This window comes from Gluconacetobacter diazotrophicus PA1 5 (genome assembly GCF_000067045.1).
Taxonomy (GTDB): domain Bacteria; phylum Pseudomonadota; class Alphaproteobacteria; order Acetobacterales; family Acetobacteraceae; genus Gluconacetobacter; species Gluconacetobacter diazotrophicus.
Window position 1 is genome coordinate 1,760,583 of sequence record NC_010125.1, and the last position, 20,050, is coordinate 1,780,632.

Annotated in this window: 17 protein-coding genes and 1 pseudogene; 14 read left to right on the forward strand and 4 right to left on the reverse strand. The window is 68.3% G+C overall.

The annotated features are described in order from the left end of the window. Positions 1 to 30 precede the first annotated feature (30 nt). From GDI_RS08245 to GDI_RS08255, 3 genes and pseudogenes are all read right to left on the reverse strand, one after another. Positions 31 to 1,839 (reverse strand): ABC-F family ATP-binding cassette domain-containing protein, encoded by a 1,809-nt coding sequence (locus tag GDI_RS08245; protein WP_012225231.1) that lies wholly within the window; start codon positions 1,837 to 1,839, stop codon positions 31 to 33. 63 nt (positions 1,840 to 1,902) lie between these two features. Next, the gene (locus GDI_RS08250; protein WP_041249745.1) at positions 1,903 to 2,628 is read right to left on the reverse strand and encodes a response regulator; all 726 of its coding nucleotides are present in this window, start codon (positions 2,626 to 2,628) and stop codon (positions 1,903 to 1,905) included. Then, positions 2,614 to 3,601 (reverse strand): annotated as a pseudogene (locus tag GDI_RS08255) (IS481-like element ISGdi9 family transposase); the annotation flags it as partial. The gene GDI_RS08250 and the pseudogene GDI_RS08255, both read right to left, overlap by 15 nt. 247 nt (positions 3,602 to 3,848) lie before the next feature. On the opposite strand from GDI_RS08255, the gene GDI_RS08260 reads away from it, so the two are divergent. The 12 genes from GDI_RS08260 to glpK all read left to right on the forward strand — a co-directional run bounded on the left by GDI_RS08260 (position 3,849) and on the right by glpK (position 18,134). After that, a complete protein-coding gene (locus tag GDI_RS08260) occupies positions 3,849 to 4,370 on the forward strand; it encodes a sigma-70 family RNA polymerase sigma factor (protein ID WP_012225237.1) in 522 nt (173 codons plus the stop codon). A gap of 98 nt (positions 4,371 to 4,468) precedes the next feature. Next, entirely contained in the window at positions 4,469 to 5,041 is a 573-nt protein-coding gene (locus GDI_RS08265; RefSeq protein WP_012225239.1) for a sigma-70 family RNA polymerase sigma factor, read from the forward strand. Between the two features lie 162 nt (positions 5,042 to 5,203). Beyond that, positions 5,204 to 5,392 (forward strand): hypothetical protein, encoded by a 189-nt coding sequence (locus tag GDI_RS08270; protein ID WP_012555001.1) that lies wholly within the window; start codon positions 5,204 to 5,206, stop codon positions 5,390 to 5,392. Next, complete coding sequence (locus GDI_RS08275) at positions 5,393 to 7,204, forward strand: sensor histidine kinase (RefSeq protein ID WP_012225243.1); 1,812 nt, start codon at positions 5,393 to 5,395, stop codon at positions 7,202 to 7,204. A gap of 66 nt (positions 7,205 to 7,270) precedes the next feature. Continuing rightward, positions 7,271 to 9,055 carry a thiol reductant ABC exporter subunit CydD gene (cydD, locus tag GDI_RS08280; protein WP_041249364.1) on the forward strand — a complete coding sequence of 595 codons (1,785 nt, stop codon included), beginning with the start codon at positions 7,271 to 7,273 and terminating at the stop codon, positions 9,053 to 9,055. Between the two features lie 58 nt (positions 9,056 to 9,113). After that, positions 9,114 to 10,754 carry a thiol reductant ABC exporter subunit CydC gene (gene cydC, locus GDI_RS08285; RefSeq protein ID WP_012225252.1) on the forward strand — a complete coding sequence of 547 codons (1,641 nt, stop codon included), beginning with the start codon at positions 9,114 to 9,116 and terminating at the stop codon, positions 10,752 to 10,754. A 140-nt stretch (positions 10,755 to 10,894) separates the two neighbouring features. Beyond that, positions 10,895 to 11,269 (forward strand): OmpA family protein, encoded by a 375-nt coding sequence (locus GDI_RS08290; protein ID WP_012225253.1) that lies wholly within the window; start codon positions 10,895 to 10,897, stop codon positions 11,267 to 11,269. A 25-nt stretch (positions 11,270 to 11,294) separates the two neighbouring features. Next, positions 11,295 to 13,157 carry a DNA helicase RecQ gene (gene recQ / locus GDI_RS08295; protein ID WP_012555004.1) on the forward strand — a complete coding sequence of 621 codons (1,863 nt, stop codon included), beginning with the start codon at positions 11,295 to 11,297 and terminating at the stop codon, positions 13,155 to 13,157. A gap of 4 nt (positions 13,158 to 13,161) precedes the next feature. Continuing rightward, positions 13,162 to 13,935: a DeoR/GlpR family DNA-binding transcription regulator gene (locus GDI_RS08300; RefSeq protein WP_012225256.1), complete on the forward strand. Its 774-nt coding sequence runs from the start codon at positions 13,162 to 13,164 to the stop codon at positions 13,933 to 13,935. 151 nt (positions 13,936 to 14,086) lie between these two features. Beyond that, complete coding sequence (glpD, locus tag GDI_RS08305; RefSeq protein WP_012555005.1) at positions 14,087 to 15,691, forward strand: glycerol-3-phosphate dehydrogenase; 1,605 nt, start codon at positions 14,087 to 14,089, stop codon at positions 15,689 to 15,691. A gap of 63 nt (positions 15,692 to 15,754) precedes the next feature. After that, entirely contained in the window at positions 15,755 to 16,603 is an 849-nt protein-coding gene (locus GDI_RS08310) for an MIP/aquaporin family protein (protein WP_012225261.1), read from the forward strand. Positions 16,604 to 16,634: 31 nt separating this feature from the next. Continuing rightward, the gene (gene glpK, locus GDI_RS08315) at positions 16,635 to 18,134 is read left to right on the forward strand and encodes a glycerol kinase GlpK (protein WP_012225263.1); all 1,500 of its coding nucleotides are present in this window, start codon (positions 16,635 to 16,637) and stop codon (positions 18,132 to 18,134) included. A 54-nt stretch (positions 18,135 to 18,188) separates the two neighbouring features. On the opposite strand, the gene GDI_RS08320 is transcribed toward glpK, so the two are convergent. Further along, the gene (locus GDI_RS08320) at positions 18,189 to 18,737 is read right to left on the reverse strand and encodes a copper chaperone PCu(A)C (protein ID WP_012225265.1); all 549 of its coding nucleotides are present in this window, start codon (positions 18,735 to 18,737) and stop codon (positions 18,189 to 18,191) included. A 172-nt stretch (positions 18,738 to 18,909) separates the two neighbouring features. Here GDI_RS08320 and nrdR point away from each other — a divergent pair, with 172 nt between their 5' ends. After that, positions 18,910 to 19,446, forward strand: a complete 537-nt coding sequence (gene nrdR / locus GDI_RS08325; RefSeq protein WP_012225266.1) for a transcriptional regulator NrdR — start codon at positions 18,910 to 18,912, stop codon at positions 19,444 to 19,446. 40 nt (positions 19,447 to 19,486) lie between these two features. Beyond that, complete coding sequence (nusB, locus tag GDI_RS08330; protein ID WP_012225267.1) at positions 19,487 to 20,038, forward strand: transcription antitermination factor NusB; 552 nt, start codon at positions 19,487 to 19,489, stop codon at positions 20,036 to 20,038. Positions 20,039 to 20,050 lie beyond the last annotated feature (12 nt).

A 20,050-nucleotide genomic window follows, 5' to 3' on the forward strand; every position in this document is an offset into this window, starting at 1 on the left:
TCCGGGGGCATCGGAAGACCCGGCGCCGGGTCAGGACGAACCCAGCGTTTCGCGCAGCATTTCCAGTTCCAGCCACCGTTCCTCGGCCGCGGTCAGTTCGGCCTCGGCCCGTTCCAGTTGCCCGGTCGCCGCCGTGAACGCCGCCGGATCGCGGGCATACAACGCACCATCCGACAGAACGGTGCGCAAGCGGCCGATTTCATCCTCCAGCGCCGCGATCTGGCCCGGCAGGCGGTCCAGCGCATGCTGGTCCTTGTAGGACAGCTTGCGTGCCGGTCCCTTGTCCGGACGCTTCTGGGCGGGGGCCTGCGTTTCCGTGCCGGGGCGCCGGCCCCGGCCGGCCGGGGCCACGCCGCCGCGCTGGGCCAGCATGTCGCTATATCCGCCCGCATATTCAACCCATCGCCCGTCGCCCTCGGCCACCAGCACCGACGTCGCGACGCGGTCCAGGAAGTCGCGGTCATGGCTGACCAGCAGGACGGTGCCGGAATAATCGTCCAGCATCTCCTGCAGCAGGTCCAGGGTCTCCAGGTCCAGGTCGTTGGTCGGTTCGTCCAGGACCAGCAGGTTGGAGGGACGCGCCAGCGCGCAGGCCAGCATCAGCCGCCCGCGCTCGCCGCCCGACAGCATGCCGACGGGGGTGCGCGCCTGTTCGGGACGGAACAGGAAATCCTTCATGTAGCCGACGACGTGGCGTTTTTCGGTCCCGACCTGGACCATGTCGCCCCCGCCGCCGGTCAGCGTATCGGCCAGCGTGCGGGCGGGGTCCAGCGCCCGGCGCTGCTGGTCGAGCGTGACCGTGGACAGGGCGGTGCCGACCCGGATCTCGCCGGAATCGGGCTGGTCCTGGCCGGTCAGCAGGCGCAGCAGCGTACTCTTGCCCGCGCCGTTGGCGCCGACGATGCCCAGACGGTCGCCCCGCAGCAGCCGCAGGTCCAGCCCGTCGACGATCACGCGGGACCCGTAGGCCTTGCGCACCTGTTCGGCCACGGCGACCAGCTTGCCGGACAGCCCGTCCTCGCTGGCCTGCATCTTCAGGCCGCCGGGCGTGCGCACGGCCTCGCGCCGGGCCTGCCGCAGGGCGGCCAGTTCGCCCACCCGCCGGACGTTGCGCTTGCGCCGGGCGGTGACGCCGTAGCGCATCCAGTCCTCTTCGCGCGCGATCTGGCGGTCCAGCTTGTGGGCGTCGCGGGTTTCCTGCTCCAGAACCTCCTCGCGCCAGGATTCGAAGCGGGCGAAACCCTGGTCCAGGCGGCGGGTCGTGCCGCGATCCAGCCAGACGACGCTGCGCGACAGGGTTTCCAGCAGCCGCCGGTCATGGCTGATGATCACCATGGCCGAGGACAGCGACAGCAATTCGCGTTCCAGCCATTCGATGGTGGGCATGTCCAGATGGTTGGTCGGCTCGTCCAGCAGCAGCAGGTCGGGCTCGGGCGCCAGGGCCCGGGCCAGCGCGCAGCGCCTGGCCTCGCCCCCCGACAGGCTGGCCGGGTCCTCGGCCCCCGTCAGGCCCAGTTCGCCCAGCAGCAGGGCGGCGCGGTGTTCCGGGTCGCCGGGGGCCATGCCCGCGCGGACGTAATCCAGCGTGGTGGCGAAGCCCGACAGGTCGGGCTCCTGCGGCAGGGTGCGGACCGAGGTGCCGGGCTGGAGGAAGCAGGTGCCGTCATCGGGCAGCAGGTCGCCGGACGCGATGCGCAGCAGGGTGGACTTTCCGCTGCCGTTGCGGCCGACCAGGCAGATCCGCTCGCCGGCGGATACGCCGAACCCGGCCCCGTCCAGCAGCGGCTTGCCGCCGAGCGTGAGCGTGATGTCCTGGAGGAGAAGAAGGGGAGGCGCCATGCCAAGGGTTCTGGCCCAAGCGCCATGCCCGGCGCAAGGGCCATGCCTTGCCCGGTGCCCGGCCTATCTTATCTGCGGGCCGCCGGTGACCGCCTGGTAGGTCGCGATGGCCAGGGTCGTCGGCTCGAACGGCTTGGTGATGACGAAGGCGGGTTCCACGGCCTCGCCGGTCAGCAGTCGTTCGGGATAGGCGGTGACGAAGATGACCGGCGCGTCGTGGTGGCGCAGGATGCTGGTGACGGCGTTCATGCCGTCACCGCCCGCGCCCAGGTTGATGTCGGCCAGGATCAGGCCCGGGCGGGTTTCCCGGGCCAGGGCGATGGCGTCGGCTTCCGTCGCGGCCACGCCGGCGACCTGATGGCCGCAGCGCCGCACGAGGTCCTCGATATCCATGGCGATGATCGGCTCGTCCTCGATGATCAGGATCGAGGTCTCGGCCACCGTGCGCAGTCCGGCACGGGCATGCGCCAGGATCTCGGTGGCCCGGGCCAGGTCCAGGTCGACGATCCGCGCCGCCTCGGCGATCGGCAGTTCCTCCAGCGACGTCAGCAGCAGCAGCTTGCGTTCGATCGTCCCCATCCCGGTCGGGGCGTCCGTTCCGGGATGGGAGGTGTCCGCGGGTCGGTAATGGCGGGAAATCCATTGATACAGGCTCTGCCGGGCCGGCAGCGATCCGACCTCCGCGAGGGCGAGGCCCCGCAGGCTTTCGGCAACCAGGAGGTCACCGCGCGATTGGCTGCCGGTCAGGGCGCGCGCATATCGCCTGGCATAGGTGTTTTGTCCCGGGATTTGGTGGTGCGGATTAATGTATGAACCGTGATGGTTCTTTTTCCCACTGCTGACAAATGAATTCATATGGAGTGAGGCCGCGCAGGGTCTTGAGCCTGCGGGCGAAATTGTAGGCGGTAACGAAGTCGGCGAGGTGTTGACGCAACTGGTCATGTGTTTCGTAGTAGAAGCGCTTGACGGTGGCGTCCTTGATCGTGCGGTTCATCCTCTCGACCTGGCCATTCGTCCAGGGATGTCGCGGCTTTGTCAGTCGATGCTCGATATCGAGATCAGCACAGGCCAGTTCAAAAGAGTGGCACCGGAACAGGACACCATCCGCCCGCATGGCCTTGATGTCTTCGGGTGTCCATCCATTGCCGGCCGGATCGGTAAAATGCGTGCCGTTATCGGTCAGCACGGTATGGATGCGGTAGGGAACCGCAGCGGCCAGAGCACGCAGGAAGTCACCGGCAACGCGACGTGTCGCTTTCTCGTGCAATTGGACAAAAGCGAATTTCGAGGTCCGGTCGATCGCCACCAGAAGATAAAGGCGCCCCATTTCAGTGCGGACTTCAGCAATGTCGATGTGAAAATAGCCGATCGGATAACTCTTGAACTTCGACCGTCTTGGTTTGTCGCCTTCGGTCTCGGGCAGGCGGCTGATCCCATGGCGCTGAAAACAACGGTGCAGGGAAGATCGCGTCAGATGCGGGATCGTCGCCTGAAGCGCATAAAGGCAATCATCAAGAGGCATGCAGGTATGGCGACGGAAGGCCACAACGATCGCTTCTTCTTCGGTCGACAGGATGGTTGAGGATGCGACCTTCGGACCGGTGCGTCGATCCGACGTATCGGTCCGCCCCTTCCATTTGGCGACCGTCTTCGGGTTGATCCCGTAGCGTTTCGCCAGAACCCTCAGGCTCTCTTGACTATGTTGTATCGCTCGACGGACTGCCGCTGTCGTCGTGGCGCTTCCGTGGTGAACCTGGCCCATAGCGCATCCTTCCACTCATGTGAAAATAATGCACCACCAAATCCCGGGACCAAACACATAGGGAAGGGCGCGGATCAGATCCTGCCGCCGCGAGTGGGGCATCGGGCGTTCAACTCCGAAGGAATATGGTATCTGTCCGGATCATGACAGTGTTACAATTGTTCGCAAGGAAAATAGGGGACATACCCTGGCGTCAGAAAGTGCCTCGGCGAGTGATCGCACGATATCGCAACTGCGGCGCGAGATCATGTGTCTTTTACCTGATTTGCGGGGGTTTGCGCGCTTCCTGACGCGGGATACGGCGGCCTCTGACGATCTTGTGCAGGAGACGGTGGTCCGTGCGCTGGGGGCGCTGGAGCAGTTCCGGGCGGACACCAACCTGAAGGCGTGGCTGTTCACCATCCAGCGCAACATCTTTTACGAGCAGAGGCGCCGCAACCAGCGTGAACGGCTGGTCATGAGCGATTATGCCGCCGAGCCGCGACACGGCACCCAGGGGCGGCCGGCCAGTTCGGGCGACGACGTGCGCGATCTGGAAAGCGTGTTCTGGCTGCTGACCCCCCTGCTGCGCGAGGCGCTGATCCTGGTGGGCGCGCAGGAGATGACGCACGAGGAAGCGGCCAGGATCTGCGGCGTGCCGGTGGGCACGATGAAGGCACGCGTGTCGCGGGCCCGGGCCCGGCTGGCCATCCTGGTCGCCCGGCCCCACGAAGACTGCGGTCTGGACGCCGACCTGGAATGCGATCCTGCGGCCGACGAGGCCCCGTGACGGGGCGAAAAGCGGACCTCACGTCTTCGTTATGACAAAAACGCAACCCTGTCGCGCCGCCGTTCATTGTTTCGGATGTGTGAAGGGAACCGAAACCAATGACGAACAATTTTCATGACCAGGTCATCTCGATCCTTCCCCGCCTGCGGGTCCAGGCCCTCGCCCTGACGCGCAACAGGACGATGGCGGAGGATCTGGTGCAGGATGCCGTATGCAACGCGTTGGCGGCCAAGGAGAGCTTCATCCCCGGCACAAATTTTTCGGCATGGATGCACCGCATCCTGCGCAACCGTTTCATCTCCGACCTGCGCAAGCGGCGGGAGACGACGGATATCGAGGACGTGCCTGCGGCGGCGCTGGCGACTTCGGCCTCGCACGAGGACAGGCTGGCGCTGAAGGACCTGGCGCTGGCGATGGATCGCCTTCCCGACGATCAGCGCGAAGCGCTGATCATGGTGGTCCTGCACGGCATGAGCTACGAATCCCTTGCCGAGGCGACGGGGTGCGCGGTCGGCACGGCCAAAAGCCGCGTGTTCCGGGCCCGCCGGCAACTGGAGAGCTGGATGATGGGCGAATATGACAGCACCCAGGTCAAGATCCGTGCGGCCCGGCTGAGGGGGCTTCTGGCCGAACGGACCGCCGCGCAGGGGGCAGCCGCACCCCGCCCCTGAAAAGAGGCAGGGGGGCTGACGGCGCCTTGCCATAATTTGGTCGATATTGATCGGGCAGTGGCTGGACTGTCCGCGGGGGGTGATTTACGGTTTGTAAACATTTATGCAACCGGAACGCGGGTCCGAGAGTTTTGGCGGGGTAGCAGTGGGCCTCAGGGATCAATGATGACGCGGCCCAAGGATTCTCCTCCCAAAAGGCCGTCAAAGAGCACTATGAAAGCCCAGCAAGACGATCCGTTCGAGCTATGGCTGAAGCGTGGGCTGCATCAGTTATTCGATGATGTGGCGCGCGAACCGGTTCCTGAAGAACTGCTGCGTCTGATCGAGGAAGACCGCAAGACCGGGAAATAGATGGATCGTAAGAAGGGTTACGGCCGCCCGGGGCATAATGCCCCGCGTGTTGCGCGGCTTTGGCGGCTGTTCGATACGGTCAGTGCGCGCATGATGCTGATCATCCTGTTCTCGGCGGGGCCCATTGCCGTGATCGGCGGGTTGCAGGCCTGGAACAGCTATCGGCACACCCTGGCCGCCCCCGCGTTCCGCGCCGACATGGCGGTCAGCCGCATCGACCTGGAAATCCGTCACGACGTCGATCATGTCAGTGCCCTGCTGCTGTCGGTCAGCCATATGTCGCTGGACGAGCCGGGCATCGCGCGCACCCTGCAACTGGCGCAGTCCCTGACCGGGCATTTCTACCGGCAGATGGCGTTGCTGGACGATCGGGGGGTGATCCAGGTGGCGGTCGATAGCGGTCGCCCGCTGCCGCTGCCCGCCCAGGTGCCGGACGATGACCTGCCACGCTTCAGCGGCGATGTACGGATCCGCCCGCTGGTCATCGCGGGTCCCAACCCTGGCGGGTACTCCTATATCCGCATCACCGTTCCCACTGCGATCGCCGATTCCGAAGGCAACATCGTCCGCAAGGGGTTCCTGACCGCGATCATGCCCGTGGTCTGGAGCCGCCATCATCTGCAGATCGGCGATCCGCGCCTGGATTTCATCCAGCAGGACGGTGCGATCGAGGCTTGGATCGTCGGGCGCAACCATGACATCGCCCCGCTATGCGACGATTGCTGGCAGCCGGGCGCGCCGCCGCCGCAGGTCATACGCTGGATCCGGTCCATGCCGTCCGACCTGTCGAATACCCGCAGGACGTTCAGCGTCGGCGACGCGGCCTATGCGTACGGGCCGGTGGAGGGCGGGGTGGCCGCCCTGACCGTGACGCGCCGCAATTCGGCCGAGACGCATGCCCTGATCATGTTCGCGGTCTGGCTGTTCGTCATCGTGGCGCTGCTGGCCTTCGGTCTGGCCGGCGTGGCGCAAAGCGCGAATATCCTGCTTGTCGCGCCGCTGCGGCGCCTGACCAGTTCGGTCGGGTTGTGGCAGTCGGGCGGCGGCGTGTTCGACGCACATGCCAGTTGGGCGATGCCGACCGAAATTCGCCGCCTTGCCCATGCCTTCACCCAGGCCACCCGGAGCCTGACCCGGCACGAACAGCGTCTGGCCCGCGCTTCCGTCAGGCAGGAACTGCTGATGAAAGAGGTGCATCACCGGGTGAAGAACAACCTGCAGATCGTTGCTTCCCTTCTGAATTTGCAGGTCAGCCGCATTCGCCAGCCCGAAGCGCGCGAGGAGTTCGCCCAGGCGCGCGATCGGGTGCGCGCCCTGGCGACGCTGCATCGCTACCTGTACGCCGAGGGCGAGCTGTTCAGCCTGAGCATGGAGCATTTCGCCACCGAACTCTGCGGCCAGATCTTCCAGGCGGCGGGCGAGGACCGCGACGGCCGGATCGTCCTGTCCGTCAGCGCCGAAAAACTGGCGCTGGAGCCCGACCAGGCGGTTCCGCTGGCCCTGATCATCACGGAAATCGTCACCAATGCGATCAAATACGCCTTTCCCGACGGGCGGCGCGGCACCATCACGGTCCGGCTGAACCAGGTGGATGCGCGGCAGGCCCGGCTGGAAATCGCCGATGACGGGATCGGCCTGGCGCAGGGGCGCTTGCGCGCCACCGTCGATCGCACCGGCATCGGCATGCAGTTGATCCGGGGCTTTGCCCGGCAACTGGGCGGGACGCTGACCATCGTCGAGGAAGGCGGGACGCGCTACATCCTGCCGTTCCCCCTCAAGGGGGGTGACGCGGCGGCGGCCGCGCCGGGCTGAGGTTGCATGGCGGGTTCGTCGAGAATGGGTGTCGCTGGCCGGTCGCATCCATTATAGAGCGCGGTCATGAGCGGTGACAAAACAGTGACGCGGGCCTGGACGCGGGCGCAGTCACGCCTTGGTCGCAGGCAGGCGGCGCCTGTCGTGGCCATCGGCATGCTGTCCGGGCTGGTTGCGGTGGGACAGGCGTGGTGCGTGGCATCCATCCTTGCCCATGGCCTGGTCGGAAAGGGCGGGACGGGCGCGGGCGTGCTGCTGGCCGCCCTGGCCGGGCTGGCGCTGCTGCGCGGCCTGCTGCTGGCCGGCGGCGACATCGCGGCGGCGCGGGCGGGCCGCCGCGCGCGGCGGCGGCTGCGTTACGAGGTCCTGGCGGACATCCTGCGCGGGGGGCCGGCCCTCCTGCGCCGCCAGCACAGCGCGGAACTGACGGCGCTGGCCGTTGACCGTATCGAGGTACTGGACGGATTTTTCGCGCGCTGGATTCCGGCCTCCATCCTGTGGATCGCCGTGCCCGGGCTGATCGCGGTCCTGGCGGCGCTGGTCCAGCCGGGTTCGGCGGCGATCATGGCGGCATGCGGGCTGGCGGTCCCTGTCGGGCAGGCGCTGTTCGGCATCGGTGCGGCGGTGGCGTCGCGCAACCAGTTCCTGGCGATGACGCGGCTGCAGGCCCGGTTCCTGGACCGGGTGCGCGGGATCGCGACGATCGTCCTGCTGAACCGCACGGATGACGAGGCCCGGCGGCTGGCCGACGCCGCCGACGAACTGCGCCGCCGCACGATGAAGGTCCTGCGGGTCGCGTTCCTGTCCTCGGCCTCGATCGACTGCGCGATGGTCGTGGCGCTGGTGCTGATCGCGCTGCGCAACGGCGCGGTCGTGCTGGCCCTGCATCAGGGGGCCGCCACCACGCCCGCGCTGGCCGACGCCACGCTGCGCGGATTGTTCGTCCTGCTGCTGGTGCCGGAATTCTTCGCGCCGCTGCGCGGGCTGGCCCTGGCCTATCAGGACCGGGCCCACGCCGCCGGGGCGGCGTCCGCGATGGGCGACCTGCCGGACGGTCCGGCACAGGCCGCCGGCCAGGCCCAGACGCCCCGTATTTCGTCGCAGGGCGTGTCCGTGCGCTTCCAGGACGTGACCTTCGCCTGGGACGCGGCGCGGGGGCCGGTGCTGAAGGGCCTGGATTTCACGGTGGCGGCGGGCGAGACCCTGGCGCTGGTCGGGCCTTCGGGATCGGGCAAGTCGACGATCATCGAGATGCTCCTGGGCTTCATCGTGCCGGACAGCGGCCGGGTGCTGGTCGGCGGCGCCGACATCACCGCGATCGCGCCGTCCACCCTGTCGGGCCTGGTGTCGTGGATCGGGCAGAAGCCGGTCCTGTTCGCGGGAACGCTGCGCGAGAACATCCTGTTCGCGCGGCCGGATGCTGATGACGCCACCCTGCGCGCCGCATTGCACGCGGCGTCGGTCGATGCCTTCCTGCCCGGCCTGCCGGACGGCCTGGATACCGTGATCGGCGAGGGCGGGTTCGGCCTGTCCGGCGGGCAGGCGCAGCGTGTGGCCATCGCCCGGGCCTATCTGAAGGACGCGCCGCTTCTGCTGCTGGACGAACCGACCGCCCATCTGGACCCGGCGACCGAGGCCGGCATTTTCGTCAGCCTGCAGAACCTGGCGCAGGGGCGGACGGTGATCCTGTCCAGCCATTCGGCAGCGGCGCGCGTGCTTGGCGGACCCTGCCTGGATCTCGGCCTGGACCTGGGCCGGGATCGAGGCCTGAACCAGGGCCGGAATCGCGACCCGGGGCCGGATCGCGGCGGCCCGGTTCCTGCCGTGGGGGGAAATGCCCATGTCGGATAGTCACGTGCCGGATACGCATCGGGCAGAACAGGATGGCGTGGCGCCGGTCCTGCGGATCATGGCGCTGTGGCACAGGCGGGCGCCACGGATGATCGCGGGCGGGGTGCTGTCCCTGCTGGCGCTGATGGCGGGCCTGATCCTGATGCGGGGGGCCGGCGCACGGCTGGCGGGGCTGGTATCGGGCCTTGTCGTGGTCGGTGTCGTGCTGCTGCGGGCGTCGGGTGTGGCGCGCGTCGTGCTGCGCTATGTCGAACGGCTGGTAACGCATGACGCGATGTTCCGGGCACTGGCCGACATCCGGGTCTGGTTCTTTCGCCGCCTGGCGGGCGGCGCGGCCGCCGGCCTGGGGTTCCGGCGCGCCGGTGACCTGCTGTCCCGCCTGGTGTCGGATGTCGAGGCGCTGGACGGGCTGTATCTGCGCATTCTCGTGCCCCTGGCCGGCGCGTGCCTGATCCTGCCGTTCCTGGTGCTGGCGGTGGCCCCGGTCGATCCAACGCTGGCCGCGATCGTGGGCGGGCTGTTCGTGGCCGGGGCCTTCCTGCTGCCGCTGGCGGCGGCGATGCTGGGGCGGCGCGAGGCCGCGCTGCTGACCCATCGCCTGGCCGGACTGCGCATCGGGGTGCTGGACCTGGTCACCGGTCTGCGGGAAATCCGCGCCTTCGGGGCGGAAGGGCGCGTACTGTCCCACGTCCGGGCGCGCGACGCGGCAGCTATGCTGCAGGGACTTAGAGGATCCCGCGCGCCTGCTGGCGCTGCTGGGCGCCGTGTCTACCTGTGCGGGCAGGCCGCGATCCTGGCGGTGCTGGCCGCGGTCCTGGGGGTCGGCCTGGGGCCGATCCCGGCGGTGCGCGGGGTGGGTCTGCTGTTCCTGGTCGTGGCCGGGTTCGAGGGCGCGGGCGGCCTGACGCGCGCTGGTGCGCTGGCGGGCGGGATCAGCCGGGCGGCGGCGCGCATCGTCTCGGTGGGCGATACGGATGCCCCGTCCGCCCCCGTGGGCACGCTGCCCGCGCCGGCGGGTGCCGACATCCGCTTCGAACAGGTCGGCTTTCGCTGGCAGGCCAACAGGGGCCATGCAGGCCGGGCTGCGGTGTTCGACGGGCTGACGCTGGACATTCCCGCCGGGTCGCGGGTTGCGATCCTGGGGCCGTCGGGCATCGGCAAATCGACGCTGGCGGCCCTGCTGCTGAAGGTGGCAAGCCCGGAGGCCGGGCGCATCCTGCTGGGCGGGCAGGACCTGGCGACGCTGGACAGCGTGTCGGTCCGGCAGCGGATCGCGTGGCTGTCGCAGGCGACGCACCTGTTTGCCGATACGATCCGTGCCAACCTGCTGCTGGGAGGGCCCGACGCGACCGAGGCCGAATTGTGGACCGCCCTGGACCGTGCGCAGGTCGGCGACGTCGTGCGCGCCCTGCCGGAGGGGCTGGATTCCTGGCTGGGCGAAGGCGGGGCGTCGCTGTCGGGCGGGCAGGGGCGGCGGATCGCGCTGGCCCGCACCCTGCTGTCCGACGCGCCGATCCTGATCCTGGACGAACCGGCGACCGGCCTGGATGCCGAGACCGAGCGTGAGTTCCTGAAGACGCTGTATTCGGTAACGGCCGACCGCACGGTCATTCTGATCGCGCATCGGCTGGTGGGCGTGGAGCGACTGGACCGCGTCTGGCGCCTGTCGGACGGAAAGGCCGTCGCGGTCGCCGTCTGAACGCGGCGGATTGGCGGAACCTGAACGGTTGACGGGGGGCGAGCCAGCGGGCACCAAGGTATCCCGTATTATGTCGCTGACTTTCCCGCATGGTTGGCGGCCGATTCATCCATCAGCCGAAATCATAGGGGGGTCTGCCGATGCGTCGCCTGTCACTGGTCGTGGGTCTTTGTCTGCTGGCGGGGTGCGCCAGCCAGCCGTCGCGAAAATACGTCGTCTTCTTCACCCGCGATTCCGTCAAGCTGGAAGATCCGGCCCTGTGGGTCGTGACGCATGCCGCGCAGCAGGCCGCGCGGGACCCGCAATCGGTCATCACGGTCGAAGGCTATGCCGCGGCCCATGGCGATCTGTCGGCCGATGCGCTGCTGGCCGTCGACCGGGCGAAGAAGGTTGCGAGCCAGCTTGTCGCCGACGGCGTGGCTGCCGGGCGCATCCGCCAGATGCCTCGTGCGCCGTCCAACGAGGACGGTGCGGTGGGCTCGCGCCGGGTCGAGATCGAGATCGGCGCGTCCTGACGCGCGGGGCGGCCGGATCATGGACATGACGGATCACTATCCGGGTGACACGCTTCAGGCGGAACCGCCGGGCGACGCGCCACGGGCGATCCTGTCACGCGTGTTCGGCTTCCCCGACTTCCGGGGCCTGCAGGAACAGGCGGTCGGCGAGGTCATGGCCGGGCGCGACTGCCTGGTCCTGATGCCGACCGGCGGCGGCAAGAGCATCTGCTACCAGGTGCCGGCCCTCAGCCGCCCCGGCACCGGCCTGGTGATTTCACCGCTGATCGCGCTGATGGACGACCAGGTCGCGGCGTTGCGGCAGGTCGGCGTCAATGCCGGCGCGCTGCATTCGGAACTGGAGCCCGAGGACGCGGCGCGGATTCGCGCCGACCTGGTCGCGGGCCGGCTGGATATCCTCTATGTCTCGCCCGAGCGCCTGCTGTCGCCGGGGATGCTGGACCGGCTGTCGCGGCTGACCCTGTCGGTGATCGCGATCGACGAGGCGCACTGCATTTCGGCGTGGGGGCATGAATTCCGGCCGGAATACCGGGCGCTGGCGCGCCTGCCGGAACATTTCCCCGGTGTGCCGCGTATCGCGCTGACCGCGACCGCCGACCCCCGTACCCAGGCCGATATCCTCGACGCCCTGGCGATGCCGGATGCCCGCGTGCTGCGCGCCAGCTTCCACCGGCCCAACCTGGACATCGCCGTCCGGCCCAAGATTTCGGAAATGCGCCAGGTGCTGGACGTGCTGGGCCGCCACGCCGGCGAGGCCGCGATCGTCTATTGCGGCAGCCGCAACAAGACCGAACGCGTCGCCCGATCCTTGCGCGAGCGGGACTGGCCCGCCCTGCCGTTCCATGCCGGCCTGTCGCCGATCGAAAAGCGGGCGGCGCTGGCGCGGTTCCGCTCCGGCGAGCCGGTGGTGATCGTGGCGACCATCGCCTTCGGCATGGGGATCGACCGGCCGGACGTGCGCACGGTGGTGCATCTGGACATGCCGTCCTCGCCCGAGGCGTACTACCAGCAGATCGGCCGCGCCGGGCGCGACGGCGAGAAATCCGAGACCGTCCTGCTGTATGGCGGCGACGACATTGCCCGGGCGCGGCACTGGCTGGACCAGTCCAGCGCGCCCGAGGCCCAGAAGCGGATCATGAGCGCGCGGCTGGAGGCGATGATCGCCCTGACCGAGACCACGGGCTGCCGCACCCAGGCGCTGCTGGCCTGTTTCGGTGAGACGCTGGCCACGGCGTGCGGGCATTGCGACAATTGCCGCAATCCCGTCGCCTCGTTCGACGGCACGGTGGACGCGCAGAAGGTCCTGTCCACGATCTATCGCATCGGCCAGAAATTCGGCGCCGTGCATGTGGCCTCGATCCTGCGGGGCAAGACCAGCGACATGGCGGGGCGCTGGGGCCATGACCGGTTGAGCGTGTTCGGCATCGGCAAGGACAAGCCGGAACAGTTCTGGCGCGGCGTCATCCGGCAGTTGATCGCCCGTGGGATCGTGCAGGTTTCCGGTGAATATAACGCCCTGGCGTTGAACGAGGCCACCGCCCGTCCCATCCTGCGAGGGGAGGAAAAGCTGATGCTCCGCGTCGACCCCACCGACGATCTGCGGGCTGCCGGGACCCGGAGCAACCGGGCGGCCGGCGGCGACCGGGCGGCCGTGTCGCTGCCGCCCGAAGCCGAGGGACCGTTCGCCGCCCTGCGCGCCTGGCGCCTGGGCGAGGCGCGCGAACAGGAAATTCCGCCCTACGTGATCTTCCATGACGCGGTGCTGCACGACATCGCGGTGGAACGGCCGGCAACGCTGGACGCGCTGGCGCGGATCAAGGGCGTGGGGGCATCCAAGCTGGATCGCTATGGCGCGGCGGTGCTCCAGGTCCTGGCCGGGGCGGACTAGGGCGATGGCCGGCGTCCCGACCGAGGAACGGCACCGCGAAATCCTGTCCCTGGTGCGGACGCGGGGCTATGTCTCGAACGAGGACCTGGCCCAGCGGCTGCGCGTGGCCGTCCAGACCATCCGGCGCGATGTCAACCACCTGGCCGGATGCGGGCTGCTGACGCGCCATCACGGCGGCGCGGGCCTGGTCTCGTCGATCGAAAACATCGCCTATGCGGAACGGCAGATCCTCAACCGCCGGGAAAAGGAAGCGATCGGCCAGGTGGCGGCGCGGGAAATTCCCGACAATTCCTCGCTGTTCATCAATATCGGCACGACGACCGAGGCGTTCGCGCGGGCGCTGCGCCACCACCGGGCGCTGCGGATCATCACCAACAACCTGCATGTGGCGTCCACCCTGGCGCCGCAATCCGATTTCCGCGTCGTGATCGCCGGCGGGACGGTGCGCTCGCATGACGGCGGCATCACGGGGCCCACCGCGACCGCGCTGATCGACCAGTATCGCGCCGATTTCGGCGTGATCGGCATCAGCGGGATCGAAGAGGATGGCACGCTGCTGGATTTCGACCTGGACGAGATCGACCTGGCGCAGGCCATCATGCGCAACGCCCGCACGATTTTCCTGCTGGCCGACCATACCAAGTTCGGGCGCCGGCCGATGGGGCGGGTGGGCCACCTGTCGGACGTGCAGGCGCTGTTCACCGACCGCGCGCCGCCCCCGGCGGTGCGCGCGATCCTGGACGCGCATCGGGTCGCCCTGCATATCGCCGAGTCCTGAGCGAAAACCCTCGTTCCAAAACGAACATTTCTGCTGCTGCCTGCCGCTGAAACTGCGCAAATTGTCACAAAAACGTGCCTTGTCCCGCTATGAGAGAGGCTTGAAGACCCCTACGATGTTCGTTTACGAACATCGTAGGGAGGAAACGAGCATGCTGTCCGAAGCATCGAACGGGGGCGAACCGGCGCGGCCCCCTTATGACCTGCTGATCGTGGGGGGTGGCATCAACGGTGCCGGGATCGCGCGGGATGCCGTGGGACGGGGCGCGTCGGTGCTGCTGGTGGAACAGCACGACCTGGCCAGCCATACCTCGTCGGCCAGCACCAAGCTGATCCATGGCGGCCTGCGCTATCTGGAATATTACGAATTCCGCCTGGTGCGCGAAGCGCTGATCGAGCGCGAGCGGCTGCTGCGCATCGCGCCGCACATCATCTGGCCGCTGTCGTTCGTGCTGCCGCATTCGCGGCTGGTGCGGCCGGCGTGGATGCTGCGGCTGGGCCTGTTCCTCTACGACCATCTGGGGGGCAGGATGACCCTGCCGCGCTCGCGCGGCGTGCGGCTGGACCGCGATCCGCTGGGGGTGCCGTTGCAGCCGGCCTTCAAGCGGGGATTCGTCTATTCCGACGGCTGGGTGCAGGACAGCCGGCTGGTGGTGCTGAACGCGATGGATGCCCGGACGCGCGGCGCGGACATCCGCACCCGCACCACGCTGGTCGATGCCCGGCGCGTGGACGGTTTGTGGCAGGCCACGCTGGCCGATGCGGCGGGCGGGACCCGCACGGTCCGGGCACGGGCCCTGGTCAACGCTGCCGGGCCCTGGGTGGGCAGCATGCTGCGCGACCGGCTGGGCATCGCCACCACGAAGCAGGTGCGGCTGGTCAAGGGCAGCCATATCGTGGTGCCGCGCCAGTTCGAAGGCGAACAGGCCTATATCTTCCAGAATCCCGACAAGCGGATCGTCTTCGCCATTCCCTACGAACGGCAGTTCACCCTGATCGGCACCACCGACCTGCCGTGGACCACCGATCCGGGACAGGTCGAGATCTCCGCCGATGAAATTCGCTATCTGTGCGACAGTGTGAACCGCTATCTGCGCAGCCCGGTCTCGCCCGCCGATGTCGTGTGGTCCTATGCCGGCGTGCGGCCGCTCTATGACGACGCGGCGCGGAACGCATCGGCGGTAACGCGCGATTATGTGCTGGACGTCGATGTGGCCGCCGGGGCGCACCCTGCCGACGCGGCGCCGCTGCTGTCGATCTTCGGCGGCAAGATCACGACCTATCGCCGGCTGGCCGAACATGCGCTGGAAAAGCTGGCGCCGTTCCTGCCGGTCCTGAAGGGCAACGGATGGACCGCCGAGCGCGCCCTGCCGGGCGGTGACCTGGGCCCGGGCGGGTTCGATTCCGCCCTGGCGCGGCTGCGCAAGGACGCGCCCTTCCTGTCGGCCGAGGAGTCCTGGCGGCTGGTCCGCGATTACGGATCGCGGGCCTGGACCATCATCGGCGATGCGCGCGGCCCGGCGGACCTGGGCGAATCGTTCGGCGGCGGCCTGACGGCGCGCGAGGTCGATTACCTTGTCCGCCAGGAATGGGCGGTGACGGCCGAGGACATCCTCTGGCGTCGCTCCCGCCTCGGGCTGCATGTCACGGACGAGGATGTCGCGCGCCTGGACCGCTACCTGCGCGACCGGCAGCGGGACGCCGCCCCCGAAGACAGACGCGAACCATGCCCGGCCCGGGTCGCCCTGGCCGGCTGACCGCGCCGGCCGAATACCGAAAACCACACATTTCCCCAACAAGAAACCGAAAAGAAGTGGGACATGTTCAGGAACAGACAATTCATCGGGGAGCTGATCTCCGAATTCGTCGCGGTCTTCATCATCATCGTGATCGGTGATTCCGTGGCGGCGATGTACACGCTCTATGACCCCAGCCCGTACAAGACGGCCTATTGGGGGGTCTGCATCGTCTGGGGGCTGGGGGTCACGATCGCGATCTACGTCACCGGCGCGGTGTCGGGCACGCACGCCAACCCGGCCGTCACGCTGGCGTTGGCGCTCTATCGGGGCTTTCCCTGGCGCAAGGTCCTGCCCTACAGCGCCGTCCAGGTGCTGGGCGGGATGGCGGGGGCGGCGATCGTCTACGTGCTGTATGCGCCGGTGATCGATCACTTCAACCAGTTGCATCACCTGGACCGGCTGCATGACGGCGGGGCCGCCGGGGTGTTCTTCACCCATCCCGGGGATTTCGTGACGCCGCTTCACGCCCTGGTGGACGAGGCCATCCTGACCGCGATCCTGCTGTTCGGCATCTTCGCGGTGACGTGCGAATATAATATCCAGGCGCCGCAGGCGAATTCCGGCGCGCTGATCATCGGCCTGCTGGTGGCGGCGCTGGGCGGGTCCGCGGGATATCTGGAGGCGTGGGCCCTGAACCCGGCGCGCGACCTGGGGCCGCGCCTGTTCTGCTTCCTGGCCGGGTGGGGGCCGTCCGCCCTGCCGTCGCCCGGCGTATTCTGGTGGGTGCCGATCATGGGGCCGCTGCTGGGCGGCGTGGTCGGGGCAGGGGCGTACCAGATGCTGATCCGGCCCTACATGCCGCGCCGGCAGCCGCCGGTCCTGGTCGAGACCCTGCCCGCATCCGATGCCGCGATCCGGCGGTCGTCGTGACGGTCATTCCAAGTCGGGAGACAAGAAAATCATGAACAAGAAGACGACCATCCTGGCGATCGATCAGGGCACGACGTCCACCCGCAGCATCATCTTCGATCGCGACGCGACGCCGCTGGCGACATCGCGGATCGAGTTCGCGCAGCATTATCCCGACCATGGCTGGGTCGAGCATGACGCGGAAGAGATCTGGCGCGATGCGCTTTCGACCGCGCGCGCGGCGATCGAACAGGGCGGCGGGGTGGATGCGATCGCGGCCCTGGGCATCACCAACCAGCGCGAGACCATCGTGGTCTGGGACCGCGCGACCGGAACCCCCATCCATCGCGCCATCGTCTGGCAGGACCGCCGCACGGCGTCCATGTGCGCCCGCATGCGCCAGGACGGGTGCGAGGGGCTGGTGCGCGACCGGACCGGCCTGCTGCTGGACCCCTATTTTTCCGCCAGCAAGCTGGCCTGGATGCTGGACAACGTCCCCGGCGCGCGCGCGTCCGCCGAAGCCGGGCGCCTGGCCTTCGGCACCATCGACAGCTTCCTGCTGTGGCGCCTGACCGGCGGGCGGGTCCATGCCACCGATGTGACGAACGCGTCGCGCACCCTGCTGTTCGACATCCATCGCCAGGTCTGGGACGACGACCTGCTGCGGTTGTTCGGCATTCCGGCGGCGCTGCTGCCCGAGGTTCGGGGGAACAGCGAAATCTACGGCGAAACCGATCCCGCCCTGTTCGGCCGGCCGATTCCGGTGGCGGGCATGGCCGGGGACCAGCAGGCGGCGCTGGTGGGCCAGGCCTGCTTCGCCCCCGGAATGGCCAAGGCGACCTATGGCACCGGCTGCTTCGTCCTGCTGAACACCGGCACGGCCCCGGTGCAGTCGGCCAACCGGATGCTGACCACGATCGGCTACCGGATCGGCGACCGCACGACCTATGCGCTGGAAGGGGCGATCTTCGTCGCGGGGGCCGCGATCAAGTGGCTGCGCGACGGGCTGCACCTGATCACCCACGCGTCGCAGACCGACGACATGGCGACGCGTATTCCCCACAGTCACGGCGTCTACATGGTGCCGGGATTCGTGGGCCTGGGCGCGCCGCATTGGGACCCCGAGGCCAGGGGGCTGATCTGCGGCCTGACGCTGGACGCGACGGCGGCGCATATCGCCCGCGCGGCGCTGGAATCGGTCGCCTACCAGACATACGATCTGATGGCGGCGATGGCGCAGGACGGCGGCGGGGCGGTGACCACCCTGCGTGTCGATGGCGGCATGGCGGCCAATGACTGGTTCTGCCGGTTCCTGTCCGACGTGCTGCAGGCCCGGGTGGAGCGGCCGCGCCACCTGGAAACCACGGCGACCGGCGCCGCCTTCCTGGCCGGGCTGGCCACGGGGGTGTGGACGGACCTGGATGACGTGGCCGCCCGCCGGGCGCGCGGCAGCCTGTTCCAGCCCACGATGGACCTGGCCCAGCGCGGTACCATGCTGGACGGCTGGCACCAGGCGGTCCGGCGCACCCTGACCGCCGACGCTTCCGCGTAGACGGTCGAGTTTTAGGGTGCGTGATCAGGTGGTTCCACCTCATCACGATCTGCTTTAAGGGGCGGTATCGGCCGTGTCGGGTGCCGGACGCACGTCGAACTGGATGGTTCGTGTCGTGCCGCCCATGAAGTGAAACGTCACCGGGACGCGGCGCCCGGGCTGGACGCTGTCGTCATAGCCGACGCAGACCAGATGGTAGCCCCCGGGCGGGAAGACCAGGATGGTCTGGGCCGGCAGGGCCAGGTGGGAAAACAGCGTCGCGGTTTCCTGGGTGCTTTCCTGTTCGGTATGGTGGGCGAACAGGTCGTGGCAGGCGGGCGACGACACGCCGTCCAGCAGATGGACGTTCCGGCCCCGGTTTTCGATGGTGAAGTAGCCTGCGGCGATCCTGTGATCGGGACGGATGACCTGCATCCAGGCCGCGCGGATGTCGATATCGCCATCGGCGTCGACCTGGCCGGGAATGGAGGGGGGCGCCGGGTCGGCCATGGCGGTGCTGGTCATGGCAGTGCCGGCCAGTGCGGCCTGGGACAGCGCAGGGACTGACGGGCCCCAGCCGGCCAGCAGGGCGAACAGTCCGATCGGCAACACGCGTCGCTTCATGGTGGGAGTCCTCACCTTCGTCATCCAGGGACGATACCAGCATGGATGCATTGGACAAAATCGGGGAACGAACCGGGCAGGTGGTCGGCCGATCCTGACTGCCGCTCTTGCACCCGGCCGATTTCATGCGCATCTCGGTGCCAAACGAACGCCGGTCAGGATTGCCGCACGCATGCGATGCCCTTTTTGTGGTCACGAGGATACCCAGGTCAAAGACAGCCGCCCGCACGAGGATGGGGCCGCGATCCGTCGCCGCCGGATCTGCGCGGCGTGCAGCCAGCGATTCACCACGATCGAGCGCGTGCAGTTGCGCGACCTGTATGTGGTCAAGGCCGACGACCGGCGTGTGCCGTTCGAGCGCGACAAGCTGGCCCGATCGGTGCGCATCGCGTTGCGCAAGCGCCCGGTCGATGAGGAACGGATCGAACGCATCGTCAACGGGCTGGTTCGCCAGCTGGAGGCATCGGGCGAAACCGACATCCCGTCGCGCGATATCGGCAAGCTGGTGATGGGCACGCTGCGCGAGGTCGATATCGTGGCCTATATCCGCTTTGCCAGCGTGCATTGGGATTTCCGGGAAACCAAGGATTTCGCCGCGATTCTGCAATCGATTCCCGGCACGGCGGACGGTGACGTGCCGGTCGTTCCCGGCGACGCGGCGGCGGCGATCGCAGCAGAGTCTGGACCTGGCGGCGTAAAGAGGCGATGAAGCCGCCTTCGGCGACATCGCGGCAGCAGGAGACAGGCGCATGAATGGCATACCGGACGACGACAGGACCCATTCGAAGCCCCGGTCCCGGACCGCATCGCGCGTCGCGGTGGTGCAGGCCCTGTTCCAGATCGAACAGGCGGGCGATACGCCCGACACGGTGATCGCGCAGTTCCTGCGCCACCGGCTGGGCACCGCGTCCGGCGCGGACCAGGGCGAGGAATACGAGGACGGCCGCGTGCCGGAAGCCGACATCCGGCTGTTCGAGCAGGTGGCCCGCGCGGCCGTGGCCCGGCGCGAACAGATCGACGCGCTGATCGTCGAGGTGCTGCCGCCGTCCTGGCCGGTCGGCCGGCTGGACCCCGTCCTGCGGGCGCTGCTGCGGGCGGCGGGCGCGGAACTGGCCGCCACGGGGGGCGTACCGACCCGGGTGATCATCAACGAATACCTGGATATCGCGCACGGCTTCTTCTCGGGCGACGAGCCCAAGATGGTCAACGGCGTGCTGGATACGCTGGCCCGGCGCCTGCGCGCGGCCGACACCCCGGCGGATGTCCTGCCCGAAGACCCGCACGAGGCCGAAGAGGCCTGATCCGGCGGATCG

Coding starts and splice junctions, on each gene's coding strand:
- nusB (WP_012225267.1), top strand. CDS start 19,487: ATGAATGGCATACCGGACGACGACAGGACCCATTCGAAGCCCCGGTCC.
- cydD (WP_041249364.1), top strand. CDS start 7,271: ATGAGCGGTGACAAAACAGTGACGCGGGCCTGGACGCGGGCGCAGTCA.
- glpK (WP_012225263.1), top strand. CDS start 16,635: ATGAACAAGAAGACGACCATCCTGGCGATCGATCAGGGCACGACGTCC.
- GDI_RS08290 (WP_012225253.1), top strand. CDS start 10,895: ATGCGTCGCCTGTCACTGGTCGTGGGTCTTTGTCTGCTGGCGGGGTGC.
- GDI_RS08245 (WP_012225231.1), bottom strand. CDS start 1,839: ATGGCGCCTCCCCTTCTTCTCCTCCAGGACATCACGCTCACGCTCGGC.
- GDI_RS08300 (WP_012225256.1), top strand. CDS start 13,162: ATGGCCGGCGTCCCGACCGAGGAACGGCACCGCGAAATCCTGTCCCTG.
- cydC (WP_012225252.1), top strand. CDS start 9,114: ATGGCGCTGTGGCACAGGCGGGCGCCACGGATGATCGCGGGCGGGGTG.
- GDI_RS08320 (WP_012225265.1), bottom strand. CDS start 18,737: ATGAAGCGACGCGTGTTGCCGATCGGACTGTTCGCCCTGCTGGCCGGC.
- glpD (WP_012555005.1), top strand. CDS start 14,087: ATGCTGTCCGAAGCATCGAACGGGGGCGAACCGGCGCGGCCCCCTTAT.
- GDI_RS08265 (WP_012225239.1), top strand. CDS start 4,469: ATGACGAACAATTTTCATGACCAGGTCATCTCGATCCTTCCCCGCCTG.
- nrdR (WP_012225266.1), top strand. CDS start 18,910: ATGCGATGCCCTTTTTGTGGTCACGAGGATACCCAGGTCAAAGACAGC.
- GDI_RS08260 (WP_012225237.1), top strand. CDS start 3,849: ATGTGTCTTTTACCTGATTTGCGGGGGTTTGCGCGCTTCCTGACGCGG.
- GDI_RS08310 (WP_012225261.1), top strand. CDS start 15,755: ATGTTCAGGAACAGACAATTCATCGGGGAGCTGATCTCCGAATTCGTC.
- recQ (WP_012555004.1), top strand. CDS start 11,295: ATGACGGATCACTATCCGGGTGACACGCTTCAGGCGGAACCGCCGGGC.
- GDI_RS08270 (WP_012555001.1), top strand. CDS start 5,204: ATGATGACGCGGCCCAAGGATTCTCCTCCCAAAAGGCCGTCAAAGAGC.
- GDI_RS08275 (WP_012225243.1), top strand. CDS start 5,393: ATGGATCGTAAGAAGGGTTACGGCCGCCCGGGGCATAATGCCCCGCGT.